At 66.1% G+C, this 17123-nt stretch carries 17 protein-coding genes, 1 tRNA gene and 1 pseudogene; 6 read left to right on the top strand and 13 right to left on the bottom strand.

Translation table 11 applies throughout. The features are described 5' to 3' along the window. Positions 1-466: 466 nt before the first annotated feature. Both tehA and J4O73_RS23500 read right to left on the bottom strand, forming a co-directional pair. Entirely contained in the window at positions 467-1486 is a 1020-nt protein-coding gene (gene tehA, locus J4O73_RS23505; RefSeq protein WP_426221340.1) for a dicarboxylate transporter/tellurite-resistance protein TehA, read from the bottom strand. Position 1487: 1 nt separating this feature from the next. After that, complete coding sequence (locus tag J4O73_RS23500) at positions 1488-2879, bottom strand: PLP-dependent aminotransferase family protein (protein WP_426221339.1); 1392 nt, start codon at positions 2877-2879, stop codon at positions 1488-1490. Between the two features lie 191 nt (positions 2880-3070). Here J4O73_RS23500 and J4O73_RS23495 point away from each other — a divergent pair, with 191 nt between their 5' ends. Further along, a complete protein-coding gene (locus J4O73_RS23495) occupies positions 3071-3475 on the top strand; it encodes a DUF983 domain-containing protein (protein WP_426221337.1) in 405 nt (134 codons plus the stop codon). Between the two features lie 98 nt (positions 3476-3573). Then, a pseudogene (locus J4O73_RS23490) lies at positions 3574-3873 on the top strand (5-aminolevulinate synthase); the annotation flags it as partial. Between the two features lie 4 nt (positions 3874-3877). Here the strand turns inward: J4O73_RS23490 and J4O73_RS23485 are convergent. Further along, positions 3878-4303, bottom strand: a complete 426-nt coding sequence (locus J4O73_RS23485; protein WP_426221336.1) for a MucR family transcriptional regulator — start codon at positions 4301-4303, stop codon at positions 3878-3880. Positions 4304-4488: 185 nt separating this feature from the next. Then, positions 4489-4564, bottom strand: a tRNA-Glu gene (locus J4O73_RS23480). Positions 4565-4652: 88 nt separating this feature from the next. On the opposite strand from J4O73_RS23480, the gene J4O73_RS23475 reads away from it, so the two are divergent. Next, a complete protein-coding gene (locus J4O73_RS23475) occupies positions 4653-5636 on the top strand; it encodes an RluA family pseudouridine synthase (RefSeq protein WP_426221334.1) in 984 nt (327 codons plus the stop codon). A gap of 218 nt (positions 5637-5854) precedes the next feature. Next, positions 5855-6742, top strand: coding sequence for an RNA polymerase sigma factor RpoH (gene rpoH / locus J4O73_RS23470; protein WP_426221332.1), 888 nt, complete (start codon positions 5855-5857; stop codon positions 6740-6742). 66 nt (positions 6743-6808) lie between these two features. Here the strand turns inward: rpoH and J4O73_RS23465 are convergent, their stop codons facing one another. From J4O73_RS23465 to hemB, 9 genes are all read right to left on the bottom strand, one after another. Further along, complete coding sequence (locus tag J4O73_RS23465) at positions 6809-8275, bottom strand: histidine kinase (protein WP_426221330.1); 1467 nt, start codon at positions 8273-8275, stop codon at positions 6809-6811. Between the two features lie 149 nt (positions 8276-8424). After that, the gene (locus tag J4O73_RS23460; RefSeq protein WP_426221328.1) at positions 8425-9717 is read right to left on the bottom strand and encodes an adenylosuccinate synthase; all 1293 of its coding nucleotides are present in this window, start codon (positions 9715-9717) and stop codon (positions 8425-8427) included. A gap of 142 nt (positions 9718-9859) precedes the next feature. Continuing rightward, the gene (locus J4O73_RS23455) at positions 9860-10207 is read right to left on the bottom strand and encodes a hypothetical protein (protein ID WP_426221326.1); all 348 of its coding nucleotides are present in this window, start codon (positions 10205-10207) and stop codon (positions 9860-9862) included. 80 nt (positions 10208-10287) lie between these two features. After that, positions 10288-11145, bottom strand: a complete 858-nt coding sequence (locus J4O73_RS23450) for a D-amino-acid transaminase (protein ID WP_426221324.1) — start codon at positions 11143-11145, stop codon at positions 10288-10290. A 57-nt stretch (positions 11146-11202) separates the two neighbouring features. Further along, the gene (gene purB / locus J4O73_RS23445) at positions 11203-12510 is read right to left on the bottom strand and encodes an adenylosuccinate lyase (RefSeq protein WP_426221323.1); all 1308 of its coding nucleotides are present in this window, start codon (positions 12508-12510) and stop codon (positions 11203-11205) included. An 89-nt stretch (positions 12511-12599) separates the two neighbouring features. Continuing rightward, positions 12600-13346 carry an arginyltransferase gene (locus tag J4O73_RS23440; protein ID WP_426221322.1) on the bottom strand — a complete coding sequence of 249 codons (747 nt, stop codon included), beginning with the start codon at positions 13344-13346 and terminating at the stop codon, positions 12600-12602. Positions 13347-13501: 155 nt separating this feature from the next. Continuing rightward, entirely contained in the window at positions 13502-13990 is a 489-nt protein-coding gene (locus J4O73_RS23435; RefSeq protein ID WP_426221342.1) for an RDD family protein, read from the bottom strand. Between the two features lie 86 nt (positions 13991-14076). Further along, positions 14077-14445 (bottom strand): hypothetical protein, encoded by a 369-nt coding sequence (locus tag J4O73_RS23430; RefSeq protein WP_426221320.1) that lies wholly within the window; start codon positions 14443-14445, stop codon positions 14077-14079. Positions 14446-14470: 25 nt separating this feature from the next. Beyond that, a complete protein-coding gene (gene hemB, locus J4O73_RS23425; RefSeq protein WP_426221318.1) occupies positions 14471-15526 on the bottom strand; it encodes a porphobilinogen synthase in 1056 nt (351 codons plus the stop codon). A gap of 251 nt (positions 15527-15777) precedes the next feature. On the opposite strand from hemB, the gene J4O73_RS23420 reads away from it, so the two are divergent. Continuing rightward, positions 15778-16236: a DUF6163 family protein gene (locus tag J4O73_RS23420; RefSeq protein ID WP_378975032.1), complete on the top strand. Its 459-nt coding sequence runs from the start codon at positions 15778-15780 to the stop codon at positions 16234-16236. Positions 16237-16502: 266 nt separating this feature from the next. Continuing rightward, on the top strand, positions 16503-17015 hold the full coding sequence (ldtR, locus tag J4O73_RS23415; RefSeq protein ID WP_426221316.1) for a transcriptional regulator LdtR: 513 nt from the start codon (positions 16503-16505) through the stop codon (positions 17013-17015). Positions 17016-17123 lie beyond the last annotated feature (108 nt).

Here is a 17123-nt window from a genome sequence, read left to right as displayed (position 1 = left end):
GTTCGCGTAGGTCCTGGCTGTAGGGTCGGCCCATGCCTCGCTCCTCATCTGGAGCGCGCAATGAATCAGCCTCATACCGCCAAGTGAACCCCGCACGACCGACTCAGCTCAGACCGAAAACGCTCTAAACGTCTGGACGAATTGAACCTCGTCGGGGAGAATCCCAATCGGCTCGACGCCAGGGATGTTGACGAGTTCGCTGATGGGCCCCCACGCAAGATCAGCCTCGCCTGTCGCGAACACGACCGTTGAGTTGGCTCCGGCGAGCGCTGGGCGATTGCGAGCCTTGCGACGTTGGCGGTGCCGGAGTCGGGGGCAGCGTTGGGGGTGCTCTCGGAGGCCAACGACGGGGATCGGGACATCGAGGTTCTCAATTTGGGCGGGTCAGAACAACGAAACCGCTAGACAGGGCTTCGGTCAGGCCGCTCCACCGCGGAGGGGCCGCTATGCACCATCGACACGACCGCTAAAGCGTCCGAAACGGCAATAGTTTTCCACGCAGCAGCAGGCTCACTGTTCTGAGTGCGATCCATCCAATGATCAGGTTGGCCGCAGCGAACAGCGGGACGGCGAGGGACGCGTTTGGCCCTTCCAGCCCGCGTTCAGTCAGACGCAACGCGGCGAGTGGAAGAGCGGAGACGCCAAACGTGTAAGCCCAGGCGGCCGGCGAGAACGGCTGCTGGCGTAGCCAGGGCACCAACCGCACCATGACCAGGGCGTGCAGCAGGGCGTAGCCGAAGAGGATCTGGGCCAGTCGGTCAGGAGGACCCTCGGTGACCGCCAGGTAGGCCACGCAGGCCAAGGCAGGCGGTGCCAAGTGCAGCCCGAGCGAAGCGCGCAACGGCACGGGCAAGGTTTGCAGTATCAGCCGGTGTATGACGACCGACTCCAAAGTGAGCCATGAAAGGAGGCCGGCGCCGAAATAGAGTAGGCCGAGCTCCTTCATGCCGAAGGCAGCACAGGTCATAGCCGCCACGAAGCCTCCGCCGACCGTGGGCAAGTAGAGGATTGGTGTCGTCGCCTCGAAGGTGCGGTCGCCCTTCCAAAGGCCACCCACACCCCAGACGGCAAAGAGGGTCGTACCAACAAGCCCCGCAACGGCCATCACCCAGGCGGGGCCCGACCAGGTCGGCGCGAGGCCGACGCTGGCGATCATCGTGGCGACGGGAGCCATCGAGGCGAAGAACGAGAAGGTGGGATCGCGCACCTCCACCAAAACCGTGTCGCGGTCGTTCAACCACCGAGCGCCGTAGAAGACGAGCCACGCCGCCCAGACCGCCACGCCGAGGAGTGAGAGCGTCTCGCCGGCCCAGGCGGGCGCCAGTCCGAGACGCGCCATGGCGCGCCAGCCGTTTCCCAGGCCGCAGATTCCCAGGACCATCCCGAAAAAGGTGGCCGGAACCCTGGTCCGCCTAAGCCAAGCGAGGTCCCGACGAGCCTTGATGGGATCGTCTCGCTTCCCGGTCGGGATCGCCACGTCAGGCACGTCAGACGACCGTCGAGATCGCGCCGGGTGGGCGCGTCAGCAGCGTCGCGAGCAGGCTCAAGCCATACCGTAAGGTCTCGGCATCAGGAGCAGCCCCCAATGAAACGCGAATGGCCTCGGGTGCCGGTCCGACGGCGAAGGCATCGCTGAGGATGACCGACAGCCCGAGCTGACGCGCATGCGCCCCGAACTCTCCGCGACGCCACGGTTCGGGAAGCCGAAGCCAGAGATGGTGGCCGCAGGAATGGGCGTGGACGTCGAGTCCCTGCAGCGCCACACGTGCGACCGCTTGCCTGAGACCGTTCTCCTGTCGGATGGCTGCAACGACCGTATCGAGCTCGCCTTCGGCGATCCATTGCGAAGCGAGCGCGGCCGTCAGTGGCGAGGCCATCATGTTGATGGCCCGTAGCTCGGCGGCGAGCCGTACCGCCTCGTTCGTCCCGGGCACCGCCACGTAGGCGATGCGCAGGCCCGGACTGACGCACTTGGACAGGGTCGCAATGTGCCAGGAGATGTCCGGCGCCAGGGCGGCGATGGGAGGCGGGGCGTCCGGCGGCAATGCGCCGTAGGCATCGTCCTCGATGATCGCAACGCCGTGCGAACGCGCGACCTCGGCAATCTGCTCGCGGCGCGTCCTCGGCAGAGTTGCGGTCGTCGGGTTGTCGAGCGTCGGCACCACGTAAAGGGCTCGCGGCCGTTCGGCGTTGCACCTCTCACGGAATGCGTCCGGATCGAGTCCGTCCGCATCGCAGGCGACCGGAATAAGCCGAACGCCGCGGCGCTCGGCGGCCATGCGCAGGCCCGGATAGGTCAGAGCCGGGACGCAAAGCGCATCCCCCGGCTTGAGCAGTGTGTCAAGCACGGCAGCGAGCACAACCTGGGCACCTCCTCCCACGAGGACGCTGTGTACCGGAAGCGGTCCAAGCCGCTGGCCAAGCCAGTGCGCCGCCGCAGCGCGATCGACCATGTTCCCGGCGCTGTCTTGGTACTGCATCCGGTCGAGGAAGCCCGACGACGTGGCGAGCTGCGACAAGCCAGCCTCCATACGCTCGGCCAAGTGCGCCGCGGCCGGCTGGGGCGGCATGTTCATGCTGAAGTCGACGCTCCCGGACGGGTCGGGCCTGCGTCTCTCTGCCGGCGACGATGTGGGGCCACGAACGAAGCTGCCCCTGCCGGTCGTCGCTTCGATCAAGCCTGTCCGGCGCGCCTCGTTGAAGGCGCGCGTGACCGTAGTGAGGTCGACATTAAGGTGCTTGGCCAGGGCACGCTGCGGGGGCAGGCGCATACCCGGCGGCAAACGGCCGGCACGGATGTCCTCGGCCAGGGCCTTCACGATGGCGAGGTACTTCGGACCTGCGTCGCCTGCGATTGTAGGGTTCCAGGATTCCATCATTGACCCCTCATCTTGCATTGTTGTATACATACAAACGTCATACAGGCAACGCGAGATACGGCTTTGTCTGGCAAGGCGCCTCGGAGGCAGCCAGCTTTGAGAACAAGTGTATGGACAGGTAAGCCATACATTCGGATCGAGCAAGGCGCTTCCCCTGCCGCCGGACGGCAGGCGATTCAGGATCGTGGACGATGCAAAGGACGACCGATCAATCCCTCATGTCAGTCGGCCTGCGTTGCCGCTGCCCGCGGTGCGGCGAGGGGCACCTGTTCGACGGTTTCATCACCCTGAAGCCACACTGCGAAGCATGCGGTCTCGACTATAGCTTCGCTGACCCGGCCGATGGGCCCGCCTTCTTCATCATGATGACGATGGCCTTCCCGGTGACCGCTTTCGGGATCTGGCTGGAGCTCGCCTACGATCCACCACTCTGGATTCACGCGGTGGTGACGCTGCCGCTGCTCCTCCTGGCCTGCGTGCCGATCCTCCGGCCGCTGAAAGGGCTCTTCATCTCCAGCCAGTACATCAACAAGGCCGAGGAGGGCCGCTTCGCGGTCACGAAGGTCCCCGGCCTCAGTCCCGCGCCCAAGGACTGACCTTCCCGCTCTCCCTGCGCGATCCCGGATGGACGCGCGCTGGTGGCATGAGACTTCGCAGGCCTGCCGCGATCTAATCCGACCCGTTGAGGACGGGGATGGTGCTCCCCTATTCTGACGTGTTCGAGGACGCCGTTCGGAGTCTGCGCGAAGACGGTGGCTACCGGACATTCATCGAACTTGAACGGAATGTCGGCGCGTTCCCGGTCGCTGTCTGGAGGTGTCCGGACGGCAGCCGTCGGCCCGTTACGGTCTGGTGCAGCAACGAGGACCTCGGAATGGGCCACAGCCCCTTGGCCCTCGGCGCCATGCACGACGCCCTGGACCGCTACGGCGCCGGTGCGGGCGGCACCCGCAACATCTCAGGCACCGCCCACGACCACGTCCTACTGAAACGCTGGCCTACCAATGCTGGACCCCAAGCCCCCGCTGTTTCGCCAACTCGGACCTGCGCGTGGAATAGCTCGGCGTCGTCATCGGATAGTCGGCAGGTAGACCGAACCGAGCGCGGTAGCTCTCGGGCGCCATGCCGTTGACTGCCGGATGCCGCTTCAGCGTCTTGTAGGGCCGTCCGTCGTGGAAGGAGGTCAAAGCGTCGGGACGGACGCTTTTCCTGAGCTCCGCGGCCGTAGGCAGCTCCGGCGCGGGCTCGGCCGGTACGGGCGCGGCAAGCCCGACCAGAGAGGCGTGAACGCCGCGGATAAGTCCGGCGTGCCCGATACCGGTACCGGGTTGTTGGCGACGTAGGCGGAGACGATCTCGGTGGTGAGAAGGATCGCGGTCTGCCCCGCGGCAGCGAAGCTCTCGATCATGGCCATCACCGGTCAAAAGGTGCTTGAGAAGGTCGAGCGATACACGCGCGCTGCGGGCAAGGCAGGGCTCGCAGACAGGGTAATGGCACTATTCCTAGGCCGGGAAAGAGCAACGCAAGAGGTCCCGCCGCAACCGTCCATTACCGGACCGGTGGGACCAATGTCTGAAAAATGATTGTGCGCCGACACTTAAAGAAGGAATGGCGCTCCCAAGGGGAATCGAACCCCTGTTTTCGCCGTGAGAGGGCGACGTCCTAGACCGCTAGACGATGGGAGCTTTCCGGCGGCGTGGCGTTGCTATAGCGACGCCTGTACGGCGACACAAGTGCCGTCTGGAAAGTTTATTCGACGAAGGGTGCGGGCGCGTGGAAACTCACGGAGAGGAGCGGGTCGGAATCGTGGAGGACGGAGGCCTGCGCCTCGATCGCGCTTTGGTCGTCCTCTTCCCCGATCTGTCGCGGGCACGGCTTCAGGATCTCGTGCGTGCAGGCCAGGTCACCCGCGACGGCGGGGTCGTTCGTGACCCCTCACTCAAGATCGCCGCTGGCACGCGTATCGTCCTTGATCTGCCGCCACCTTCCGATCCCGTGCCTGAGGCCGAGGCCGTCGATCTGGTCATCGCCTACGAGGATGATGATCTGATCGTCGTGGACAAACCCGCAGGGCTCGTGGTGCATCCCGCGCCCGGTCATTCCGGGGGCACCCTCGTCAATGCCCTGATCGCCCATTGCGGCGCCAGCCTGTCGGGCGTTGGCGGCGTACGCCGCCCCGGGATCGTCCATCGCCTCGACAAGGACACGAGCGGCCTCATCGTCGTCGCCAAAAACGATAAGGCCCATCATGGGCTCGCCGCACAGTTCGCGGACCACGGCCGAACCGGGCCCTTGGAGCGAGCCTATCAGGCCTTCGTATGGGGAACCCCGCACCCGGCGATGGGGACGATCCGGGCGAGCCTGGCCCGGTCACGTCACAACCGCGAGAAAATTGCCGTCGTCTCCGACGAGGTCGGCCGTGATGCGATCACGCATTACGCGGTGATCGAGAGATATGCGGAAGCGAGCCTCGTCCGCTGCAAGCTGGAAACGGGGCGCACGCATCAGATCCGTGTGCATCTGTCCCACCGCGGTCATCCGCTCCTGGGCGATGGCGTCTATGGTGCCGCGTTCCGCACCAAGGCAGCCCGCTTGCCAGACGAGGCGAAGGCCGCGCTGACTGCGCTCGGGCGGCAGGCGCTCCACGCGGAATTGCTCGGCTTTGCCCATCCGCGTACCGGCGAAACGCTCCGTTTCGAGAGCGCGCCTCCACCGGACATGGCCGCGCTAAAGGCTGCCCTGATCACGTCTTTATGACGGTGAGCGTGCGAAAGGGCACGACAGGCCGCGGCACTTCGTGTCATCTTTCGACCCAATGATCCCATCGTGCGTTGGTAGCGACGTCAACGTGCTTCAGACGCGGCGGGATTGTTGGAGTGGCCCTTTGAGATGGGCGCTCACGGGGGTCGGCTCAAGAGCGGCCTCGCCGACAACCACGTCCGCCCATCTGGGGGACTGTATTTAGGAGTGATGCCATGGCCGGTACGCTGCCCGTGCTCGCCAACGAAGGTGGCCTTTCGCGCTACCTCGACGAGATCCGCAAGTTCCCCATGCTGGAGCCTGCGGAGGAATTCACCCTCGCCAAATCCTGGCGCGAAGCCGGCGATCGTGAGGCCGCCCACCGCCTCGTGACCTCCCACCTGCGGCTCGTTGCCAAGATCGCCATGGGCTATCGCGGCTATGGCCTGCCGATCGCGGAAGTCGTGTCGGAAGGCAATGTCGGCCTGATGCAGGCTGTGAAGCGTTTCGACCCGGATAAGGGCTTCCGTCTGGCCACCTATGCCATGTGGTGGATCAAGGCGGCTATTCAGGAATATATTCTGCGTTCGTGGTCGCTGGTGAAGATGGGCACCACGGCCAACCAGAAGAAGTTGTTCTTCAATCTGCGTAAGGCCAAGGGACGCATCTCCGCACTTGAAGAGGGCGACCTGCGCCCCGATCAGGTAGCCCAGATCGCGACCCGTCTCGGCGTGCCGGAGCAGGACGTGGTGGACATGAACCGCCGCCTCTCCGGCGATACTTCGCTGAACGCGCCTCTGCGCGAGGAAGGCGAGGGCGAGTGGCAGGATTGGCTGGTGGACAACACGCCGAGCCAGGAAACCGTGCTGGTCCGTGAGCAGGAGGGACAGAACCGGCTCTCCGCGCTCCGCGATGCGCTTGGCGTCCTCAACCCCCGCGAGCGGCGTATCTTCGAGGCGCGTCGCCTCGCCGAAGATCCGATCACGCTGGAAGATCTGTCGGGCGAGTTCGGCGTGTCCCGGGAGCGGGTGCGTCAGATCGAAGTGCGCGCCTTCGAGAAGGTGCAGGAGGCGGTCAAGCGCAACGTGGCGACGCGTGAAGCACCCCGAGCCACCGCCCACTGAGGGCTCATACCGCAAGAAACGAACGAAGCCGGCGGGCCACCCCGCCGGCTTCGTTCGTTTTAGAGGTCATTTCCAGGCGTCGAAGGCTTGCTGAAGGACCTGCTCGCCTGAAGGACCCTTCTCGAAGGTCAGGACGGCGCGTCGGCCTGAGGTGTAGCGCACCGCAAGGTCGAACCAGGGCCGGTGCAGGAGCAGATCGGTGTTGCGCTCGACATCGGCGGGAAGCGAAGACAAGCCAATCAGGAACAGGTTGTCGCGTACACGCACCGGAAGGCCGGAGACCGGCGAGCCTCTGCTGTTCTCGTCATCCTTGGCCTGAAGCAGACCGACGTCCTGCACAACTCGCGAAGCCGCATCCGCCCCGCTTTCGGTGAAGGACAAGCTCACCGTGTGCGAGGCGGGCAGCGTCGCATCGAGGTTCTTCTGGATCGTCATGGTGAGGGTCAGGCCCCCATCCAAGAAGCTGACCACGGCCGTCGCCGAGGTCTGCAGCGGCTGACCCTGTTCGCCGTTGGCAGTATCGAGCCGCCATGTCACGCGGCCCGGCGTCGTCTGGGGTTGCGAGCTCTCCGTCGAGTTCGACTCCTCGATCAGGAACGCGCGCTTCGCTACGGCGACGGTCGGCTGTTCGGGCACCGGGGGAGCCTGCGTCCGGGGCGCAGCACCGTCCTGCTTCGGCTTCGGCCGCTCGGCGGGGGTTGCCTCGCCGCCCACACGGTCGTTGAACTTGGTGTCCGGGTTCTCCCCGGTCTGCTGCACCGGATCGGTGTTCAGGCGCACAGCGCTTTGGGGCTTGTCCCGCAGGAGGAAGGCCGCGACCGCGATGGCGCCGATCACCGCCACGAGGACAGTGCCGATGAGCAGATTGCGCAGAATCTTCGACCGCCCGGCCCTGGGCGCAACGACCGCAATGCGCGGACGCTGACGGCCCTGGGCGGGATCGAAGCTCGCGTCGAGATCTTCCGCTTGCGGCTGTGCCGCAGGCTCGGAAGCGGTGGGCCCGGTGGACGTGAGTTCCGGATCCTGAACAGAGGCGGATTTCGGCGGCGCGAAGGAGACGGCCGCCTCGCGTGGCTTCTCCTCGACCGGCTCGGGCGTCAGGACGAAGCGCGGCGAAGACGCGGCTGGTAGTGCGGGCTCTTCGGCGGAAGCCGGTTGCGGCCGGTCCGCCTCAGGCAGCGGCTCCGCCTCAGGCTCAGCCGGAGGCGCGGGTTCTGGTTGAGGAATCGGCTCGGGGACCAGCATCGGCGCAGGAGGAGCTGGCGGAGGCGGCGCGGCCGACTCCGGCTTATCCTTGGCGGCATCGTTGGCCGGCGCAGGAATGCCGCCATGCTCGACTTCCAGACGCTCGATGGCCGTATCGAGGGCACGCCGTTCGAGATCGATGTCGTCTTCCGACAGGGGCGGTTCGAGGGAGCGCAGCTGGCTGATCAGGGCGTTGCGCGCCCTGTCGTAGACGGCTCGCCGCAAGCCGGGCGAGCGGTCGGGAAGAGCGTCCAGGGCCCTCGCCAGTAGCGGGTAATAATCGGCCATACTGCTCCGGTTCGCCCGCTTGGCGCCCTGGCGGCTGCCATTGAACCCGCAGCCGCCTCCTTCTCATGCTCTATTAACCGAAACGGCGACGGTTCAACACCGTTGGCGGCACGACTTCCGCGCCGTCAACGACATATCCGGCGCGCCGATCAATCCTCGAAGGGATTGTGCATGAGAATCGTGTCGTCGCGCTCGGGCGAGGTCGAGAGAAGCGCCACAGGGGCGCCGATCAATTCCTCGATCCGCCGGACATACTTGATCGCCTGAGCCGGGAGGTCCGCCCATGAACGGCCGCCCGCGGTCGTCTCCGTCCACCCTTCGAACGCCTCGTAGATCGGCTCCACGCGAGCCTGATCGGCCTGGCTGGCCGGGAGGTGGTCAATTTCGCGGCCGTCGAGGCGATAGCCGGTGCAGATCTGGATGGTCTCGAACCCGTCGAGGATGTCGAGCTTGGTCAGGGCGATACCGTTGATGCCGGAGGTGCGCACCGTCTGGCGGACCAGGGCGGCATCGAACCAGCCACAGCGGCGCTTGCGCCCGGTGACGACGCCGAACTCGCGCCCACGCTCGCCGATCCGCTCTCCGGTGGCATCGGTCAGCTCGGTGGGGAAGGGGCCTTCGCCCACGCGGGTCGTGTAGGCCTTCACGATGCCGAGCACGTAGCCGATGGCCGAGGGACCGAGGCCGGAACCGGTCGCTGCCTGCGCCGCCACGATGTTGGAAGAGGTGACGTAGGGGTAGGTGCCGTGATCCACGTCGAGCAGAGCGCCCTGGGCTCCCTCGAACAGGATGCGCTTGCCTGCACGGCGCGCCTCGTCGAGCAACGACCAGACCGTATCAGCGAAGGGAAGGATCTTAGGCGCGATGGCCAGAAGCTCGGCCTTCAAGGCCGCGCCGTCGATCTCGTCGATGCCGAGGCCCCGGCGCAGGGCGTTGTGATGGGCGAGTAGCCGGGCGATCTTCGCATCCAGCATATCGGCATCCGCGAGATCGACCACGCGGATCGCCCGGCGGCCGACCTTATCCTCGTAGGCGGGGCCGATTCCGCGCTTCGTGGTGCCAATCTTCAGCACCGAATTCGAGGTCTCGCGGTAATGATCCAACTCGCGGTGGAGCGGCAGGATCAGCGTGGCGTTGTCCGCGACGCGCAGATTCTCGGGCGTGATCGTCACGCCCTGCTGCGCGATCTTGGCGATCTCTTCCACGAGGTGCCAGGGATCGACCACCACGCCGTTGCCGATCACCGACAGCGTCCCACCGCGCACCACCCCCGAGGGAAGCAGAGACAGCTTGTAGGTCACTCCGTCGATGACGAGTGTGTGGCCGGCATTGTGGCCGCCCTGGAAACGAACGACCACGTCGGCCTGCTCTGAGAGCCAATCGACGATCTTGCCCTTGCCCTCGTCGCCCCACTGGGCGCCGACTACGACGACGTTGGCCATGCCTGCCTTGAACCCGTGTCAATGCCCGCCACGGCCCCGGACGCAATCCGGGATGGCAAGCTCACAGTTCGTTTTCGCGATCCAGCAGGGGAAATCAAGCAAACATGGTCGGAACCGGGCAGTTGGGCCCGGCTGTCCGCGCCTATTTTGCCTCGGTACCGGGCTGGCGGCCGGGCAATTCACCGGGTTTGATCACGGGCATCGTACCGCTCTGGTCGGGCTTGACCACGTTTCCTGTCGCCGCGTCGGCGGGCGGCTTGATGACGCCGTCGTTCTTCTGAAGCTTGTCCGACAGGGTCTGATCCTGCGGTGGGGCGTCGGCGCTCGGGCGCACCCGATCCGGCGGCGTCTGAGTCGCCGGGGGCAGGGCGGGATCACTGTCCTGCTTGCGCAGGGGGACGTCCGGGTTTTGGGCCAACGCCACCCCGCCGGTCAGCAGCACCGCGAGGGCGGCGGCGGGCACTTTGGAGAGACGAAACAGGCTCGGCAACGCGGCCTCCTGGCTTGGTTACTACGTCCCGACGAAACAGGTGGCACGCCAAACCGTTCCGCCCGCCGTCGAAAGCGCTCTCAGCCAGCCCGCGCCAATTCCAGATAAAGCTCACGCAGCCGCTGCGTCAGCTGGCCCGGCTTCCCATCGCCAATCGCTTTCCCGTCGATCTCGATCACCGGCATCACGAAAGCTGAGGCACTGGTGTAGAAGGCCTCTGCGGCCGCGTGCGCTTCGGCAACGGAAATTAACCGCTCCTCAATGGTCAGATCGGCCTCGGCGGCGAGCCGGAGGACGCTGGCGCGGGTAATACCTGGCAGGAGCGCGGTAGAGAGCGGCCGCGTCACGAGTTTGCGGTCGCTGCTGACGATGAACGCCGTGGAGGACGAGCCTTCCGTGATCGAGCCGTCCTCGATCATCCACGCCTCGGCGACGCCCGCCTCGACAGCCTGCTGCTTCGCCAACACCTGCGCGAGCAGGGCGACCGACTTGATGTCCCGCCGCTTCCAGCGAAGATCCTCGACCGTGATGACCCGCGCGCCCGTCTCGGCCAGAGGGTTGGCGGCGACCTTCTTCGCTTGGGTGAACATCATCACCGTCGGCGCCGTGCTGGCCGGGGGGAAGGCGAAGTCGCGCTCGGCCACGCCGCGCGTGACCTGCATGTAGACCAGACCCTCGGTCACGCCGTTCCGACGGACCAGTTCGGTCTGCAGCTTCTCCCATTCCGCCGAATCGTGCGGGTTGCGGATGCCGATCTCGCCGAGCGAGCGGTCGAGCCGCGCCAGATGCGCCGCGTTGTCCACGAGGTGTCCGTCGAGGATGGCGGACACTTCGTAGATCCCATCCGCGAAGAGAAAGCCCCGATCCATGATCGGAACCTTGGCCTCCTCGAAGGGCAGGAATTCGCCGTTCAGGTAGACGATGCGGGACGCGCTCACGGCGTTATTCCTCGAGATCAGGCGGTCGGACGATCGTGCAGCTTCTGCGGCGATGCTTCAAGCTTGCCCGAAGACACGCTGGAAGATCGTGTCCACATGTTTGAAGTGATAGCCGAGATCGAAGCATTCCTCGATCTGCTCAGGCGTCAAGGCCGCCGTCACTTCCATGTCCGCCTTCAGCAGGGTGAGGAAGTCGCCCTCGCCACGCCACACCGGCATCGCGTTCCGCTGGACGAGTCGATAGGCGTCCTCGCGCGAAACGCCAGCCTGGGTGAGGGCGAGCAGCACCCGCTGCGAATGAACGAGGCCGCCGAGGCGGTCGAGATTCTTCTGCATGTTGGCCGGGTAGACCAGCAGCTTCTCCATCACGCCGGTCATCCGCGCCAGGGCGAAGTCGAGGGTGACGGTCGCGTCCGGGCCGATCATCCGCTCCACCGACGAGTGCGAGATGTCGCGCTCGTGCCAAAGGGCCACGTTCTCCATGGCGGGCATCACATAGCTGCGCACCATGCGGGCGAGGCCGGTGATGTTCTCGGTGAGAACCGGGTTGCGCTTGTGCGGCATCGCCGAAGAGCCCTTCTGCCCCTCGGAGAAGTATTCCTCCGCCTCCAGCACCTCGGTGCGCTGGAGATGACGGATCTCGATGGCCAGCCGCTCCAGGGATGAGGCGACGACGCCGAGCGTGGCGAAGAACATGGCGTGGCGGTCGCGCGGGATGACCTGCGTCGAAACCGGCTCGGCGCTCAGCCCCATCTTGCGCGCGACGTATTCCTCGACGCGTGGGTCGATGTTGGCGAAGGTGCCGACCGCGCCGGAAATGGCGCAGGTGGCGATCTCCTCACGCGCGGCGACGAGGCGGGCGCGGTTGCGGGCGAACTCGGCGTATGCCTGAGCGAGCTTCAGGCCGAAGGTCACCGGCTCGGCGTGGATACCGTGGGAGCGGCCGATGGTCGGCGTCATCTTATGCTCTTCGGCCCGATGCTTCAGGGCATCGAGCAGGGCATCGACATCGGCGATCAGGATGTCGGCGGCACGGACGAGCTGCACGTTCAGGCAGGTATCGAGCACATCCGAGGAGGTCATGCCCTGGTGGACGAAGCGCGCCTCCGGCCCGACGATCTCGGCGAGATGGGTCAGGAAGGCGATCACGTCGTGCTTCGTCACCGCCTCGATGGCGTCGATGCGGGCGACGTCGAACGTCGCGTCCTTGCCCATCGCCCAGACCTTCTCGGCCGCGTCCTTCGGCACGACGCCGATTTCGGCCAAGGCCGTAGTCGCGTGGGCCTCGATCTCGAACCAGATCCGGAAACGCGACTCGGGCGACCAGATCGCGGTCATCGCGGGGCGGCTGTAGCGGGGGATCATCGAAGCGCACTCGACCGTCGGGGAACGGTCGGCGGGTAGCACCGTGCGGCCCTTAGCTCAATGCGCACGGGTGACGGGGCAGGGCGGCGTTATTCCACGCGCACCCAGCCAGGGCCCATCAGTCGCTCCTGCGGCTTGAACTTGGCCTTGTAGTCCATCTTCCGTGAGCCATCGACCCAGTAGCCGAGGTAGAGATACGGCAGTCCGAGTTGCTTGGCCCGGCGGATGTGGTCGAGAATCATGAAGGTGCCGGGGGAACGCCCGGCTTCGGACGGCTCGAAGAACGAGTAGACCATGGATAGGCCGTCCGCGAGCACGTCCGTCAGGCAGACGGCGAGCGGGCCGCCCATACCGCGTCCGGTGATCGCCGTATCCGGCCCATGGCGGCGATACACGACGAGATGCGTGTCGACGTGGCTGTCCTCGATCATCATGGCGTAATCGAGCATGGTCATGTCGATCATGCCGCCATCGTCGTGCCGGGCGTTCAGGTAGCGCCGGAACAATGCGTATTGTTCGGAAGCCGGACGGTTCTGCTCCGGAGCGCCAATCAAGTCGCCGTTGCGGGCCATCACCCGCTTCTGGCTCGCACTCGGCTCGAAATCGTCCACCACCACCCGCACCGAAATGCAAGCGCGGCAGGATTCGCAAGCCGGGCGATAAGCAATGGTCTGAGACCGGCGGAAGCCGCCCTGGGTCAGAATCTCATTCAGATCGCGGGCGCGCCGCCCGACGAGATGGGTGAACACCTTCCGCTCCTCCTGGCCCGTCAGGTACGGGCACGGGGAGGGTGCGGTGAGGTAGAATTGCGGTGTGTCGCGCGGGTGGCTCGTCACGCTTCGTCGGAACCTCGGCGGCGGCAGGACCCGCCGCCCCGCTCACAATCTACAAGGGTCGCGGCCCGGCTCAATGGCCTGTTTGGCCAAGCACGCCGCAAAAAAGCGCGACCCTTAGAAACACGCATTCCATGGAACCGAATCCGCGCGTGCCGTTACCGGGCGTGCACGACCGCAAGACCCAGCAGCACGTCGTGACCGAGGCGGCGATCCGAGCGCAACACGCCGAAGGCAATGTCGGCGCACCATAGGAGGAACGTCGAGACCGCGACGTAGAACAGCAACGCGTGTACGGCAGCCGAAATAAAGTCGACCGGCCCGCCGCGCTCGGGTGCCACGACCCGAAGGCCCATGAGGCGCTGGCCGATCGTGCTCTGGTGTCGCCCACCGACGGTGATCGCGCTGTAGAGAATCCCACTGGCGGGAAGCACGGCGAAGAGCGTCCAGCCCAGTCCGAAGGTCACGATGCCGATCACTGTGATCGCCAGCGTAAGGAGGGCCGTGAAGCCAAGGATGAACAGGATATCCAGCAGATAAGCGAGCGTCCGCGCGCCGATGCTCCCTCGCACATAGGGGATCGGCAAACCGCCCGGGAAGGCGGTGGCGGCCGGACGGCCAGCATAGTCGGTGCGAGAATCGTACATGGTCGGCAATACCTGCAAGCGGTGCAGCGACCACAAGGTGGGCGCCCCCATCGCCCGCCGCAAGGGTTGCGTCAGGCAAGGGTGGATCAGGGCTTCGCGGGATCGTCCCGCGCCGCATCGGGCGTGTCGAGGTAGTAGCGCTGGAGCATGTGCAGGGCCGGGCCGGACAGGGCCGTGCCGTCGTTGGCCACCTCCACGAGGTTCGAGGCGCCGTCGAAGCGGCAGAGCAGCCGATGCTGGCGGGTGCCCTCGGTGTAATCGACTCGCACCGTGCCGACCGCAGGGCCGGGGCCCGCGCCTTGGAAGCGGATTCCTGTCCCCTGGGCGATGGCGGGCAACGCCCTGCGGCACGTTGCGACCCGGTCCCGCCGCAACGTGTCCTGGCAGGCTGCGAGGCCGCCGAGGAAACCCACGACGACGCCTCCGGCCAACAGCCAGCGATGCGAACGCCTCACGGCGCGGATGCCCGTCCTTTGCGGCTCAGAGCGAGCGCAGCCGCTCGGCGACGCGCGGAGCGTGATAGGTCAGCACACCGTCGGCGCCCGCGCGTTTGAAGGCGAGCAGCGCCTCGACCATCGCGCGATCACCGTCGAGCCAGCCGTTGCGGGCCGCCGCCTCGATCATCGCGTACTCGCCCGACACTTGGTAGGCGAAGGTCGGTACCTCGAACGTGTCTCGGACCCGGCGGATGATGTCGAGATAGGGAAGTCCTGGCTTCACCATCACCGAATCGGCGCCTTCCTCGAGGTCGAGGGCGACCTCGCGCAAGGCCTCTGCCGAGTTGCCGGGATCCATCTGGTAGGTGCGCTTGTCGCCGACCAAGGCGGCCTTGGTGCCGATCGCATCGCGGAACGGCCCGTAGAACGCGCTCGCATATTTCGCCGCATAGGCCATGATCTGGACGTCGAGGAACCCGGCTTTGTCGAGGGCGCGCCGGATCGCGCCGACACGGCCATCCATCATGTCCGAGGGGGCGATGATGTCGGTGCCCGCCTCGGCCTGGATCAGACTCTGCTCCACCAGTACGGCGACTGTTTCGTCGTTGAGGATCGCGCCGTCCTTCATCAGCCCATCGTGGCCATGGCTGGTGTAGGGGTCGAGCGCCACGTCGGTCATGATGCCGAGGCCGGGAACGGCTCGCTTCACCGCCCGCACCGCGCGGCAGACGAGGTTGTTGGCGTTCAGCGCCTCCGACCCGACCGGGTCGCGCAGGCTCACTTCCGTGAAGGGAAAGAAGGCGATGGCCGGAATGCCGAGCTTCGCGGCGCGCTCGGCATCGCGGACGATCTCGTCCACGCTCAAGCGCTCGACACCCGGCATGGACGCCACCGGCTCGCGGCGATTCTCACCCTCGATGACGAACATCGGCCAGATCAGGTCATCGACGGTCAGCGTGTGCTCGCGGACGAGACGGCGGGACCACTCCGCCTTGCGGTTCCGGCGCGGTCGCTGGGTGAGGCCGAGGCTCCCGCTGCGATTGTCCTCGCGCACGGCGGCATACGCGAGGGGGCGGGGTTCCGGGGATCTGTCCGACATGCGCGCGGGTGTCCGGGCTCGAAAGAGGCGGCCGCGCGGGAGGCTCCCGCAAACACGGCCGCGACGGGCGAGCGGTCAGCCCGCCATGTGCGAGCCGGGCGTAGCACGCCGCGGGAGGGCGACCCAAGGGGGCCCATGCAGGGCAGGGGTGCCACACGTTGACGACGTGGCATCAAAGGGGTTCAACCCGGCTGGGAGGGGCCGCGAGTTCGGGAGAAAAGCCACGTGAGCATCGAGCGGAGCCTGTACGCATGCGCGGCCTGATCCCGTTGCGCAGCAAGCCGGCACGGCCGGGGAGCCTTCTCGGCGACCGCATCGAGCGCAACGCGGCGCCCCCGGCCAGCACCTGGGACACGGCGCTGGTGTGGTTCATGCGCCTCACGGCCCTGGCCTGGCTCGGCAAGGCCGTCTTCGCCTGGGCCACCATCCTCGATGTCCGGCCCGGCGCGCCGCCTTTCGAGGCCGAGCCGTTCGGACGGCAGGCGGCCATCGTCTATTTCGCCGTGGTGGATGCGGTCGCCGCGAGCGGTCTCTGGCTCACCAGTGCCTGGGGCGGGGTCATCTGGCTCCTTGCCGTCACATCAGGACTGACGCTCGCGGTTCTGACGCCCCAACTCGTGCCGGTCTCGACGCCGCTGCTCCTATTCGGCGTGCTGGTGATGCTGATCTACTTCCTGCTCTCCTGGCTCGCCGCGCGCGAGAGCCACTGACGCATTGGCCGCAGAATCCGATGCGGGCGCTGCCATTCGGAAGCCGCCGCGTAGGATTGACGAAGGATTAGCGAGCACGTCTTGGGCTTCGACCGTGAGAGTGAACGAAATCTTCCTTTAATCTATTCAGTTTGTCTTTACTCACACAGGTAAATCGCGAATTCATCTTGCCGCTTAAATCGTCTTTCATTCCCGCCGGATAGGTTTGCCAATAAGAGCGGTGACGGCCCATACGATCACCGCACGATCCGTCAGGGATTGCACCGATGAAGAGCCAGACCGCCCGCACCCAACTCGCCGCCACCGAGGAGCCCGCAGCCGCTCCCCACAACGCCTATCTGGAGGCGCTCCACCTCGTGGAGCGGCTTCACCGCCGCCTGCTCGATGTGATCAAGGACGAGTTCGAGCGCCGGGGGCGCGAGGACGTCAACAGCGTCCAGGCCCTGCTGCTCTACAACATCGGCGACAGCGAACTCGCCGCCAGCGAGTTGCGGACGCGGGGCTACTATCTCGGCTCCAACGTGTCCTACAACGTCAAGAAGCTTGTGGAGGCCGGGTACCTGCACCACGCCCGCTCCAAGACGGACCGGCGCTCCGTGCGGATCAGCCTGACCGATAAGGGCCGCCAGATCCACGACATCGTGCAGCAGCTCTACGACAAGCATTCGCGCACGATCGCCCCGATCGGCGGCATCTCGGACGAGGATTTCGACCGGCTGAACCGGGCGCTCGGCCGGTTGGAGCGCTTCTGGACCGACCAGATCCGCTACCGCCTGTAGGGAAAGCGCTCCAATCGCCCGTGGCCGCATATCGGGTACACCCGACGTGCGGGCGCTTCTGGACCGACCAGATCCGCTACCGCCTGTAGGGAAAGCGCTCCAATCGCC

The organism is Methylobacterium sp. NFXW15 (assembly GCF_049887755.1).
Classification (GTDB): domain Bacteria; phylum Pseudomonadota; class Alphaproteobacteria; order Rhizobiales; family Beijerinckiaceae; genus Methylobacterium.
Note: the sequence above shows the minus strand (reverse complement) of the source record. Positions and strands in the feature narration are given on the sequence as shown.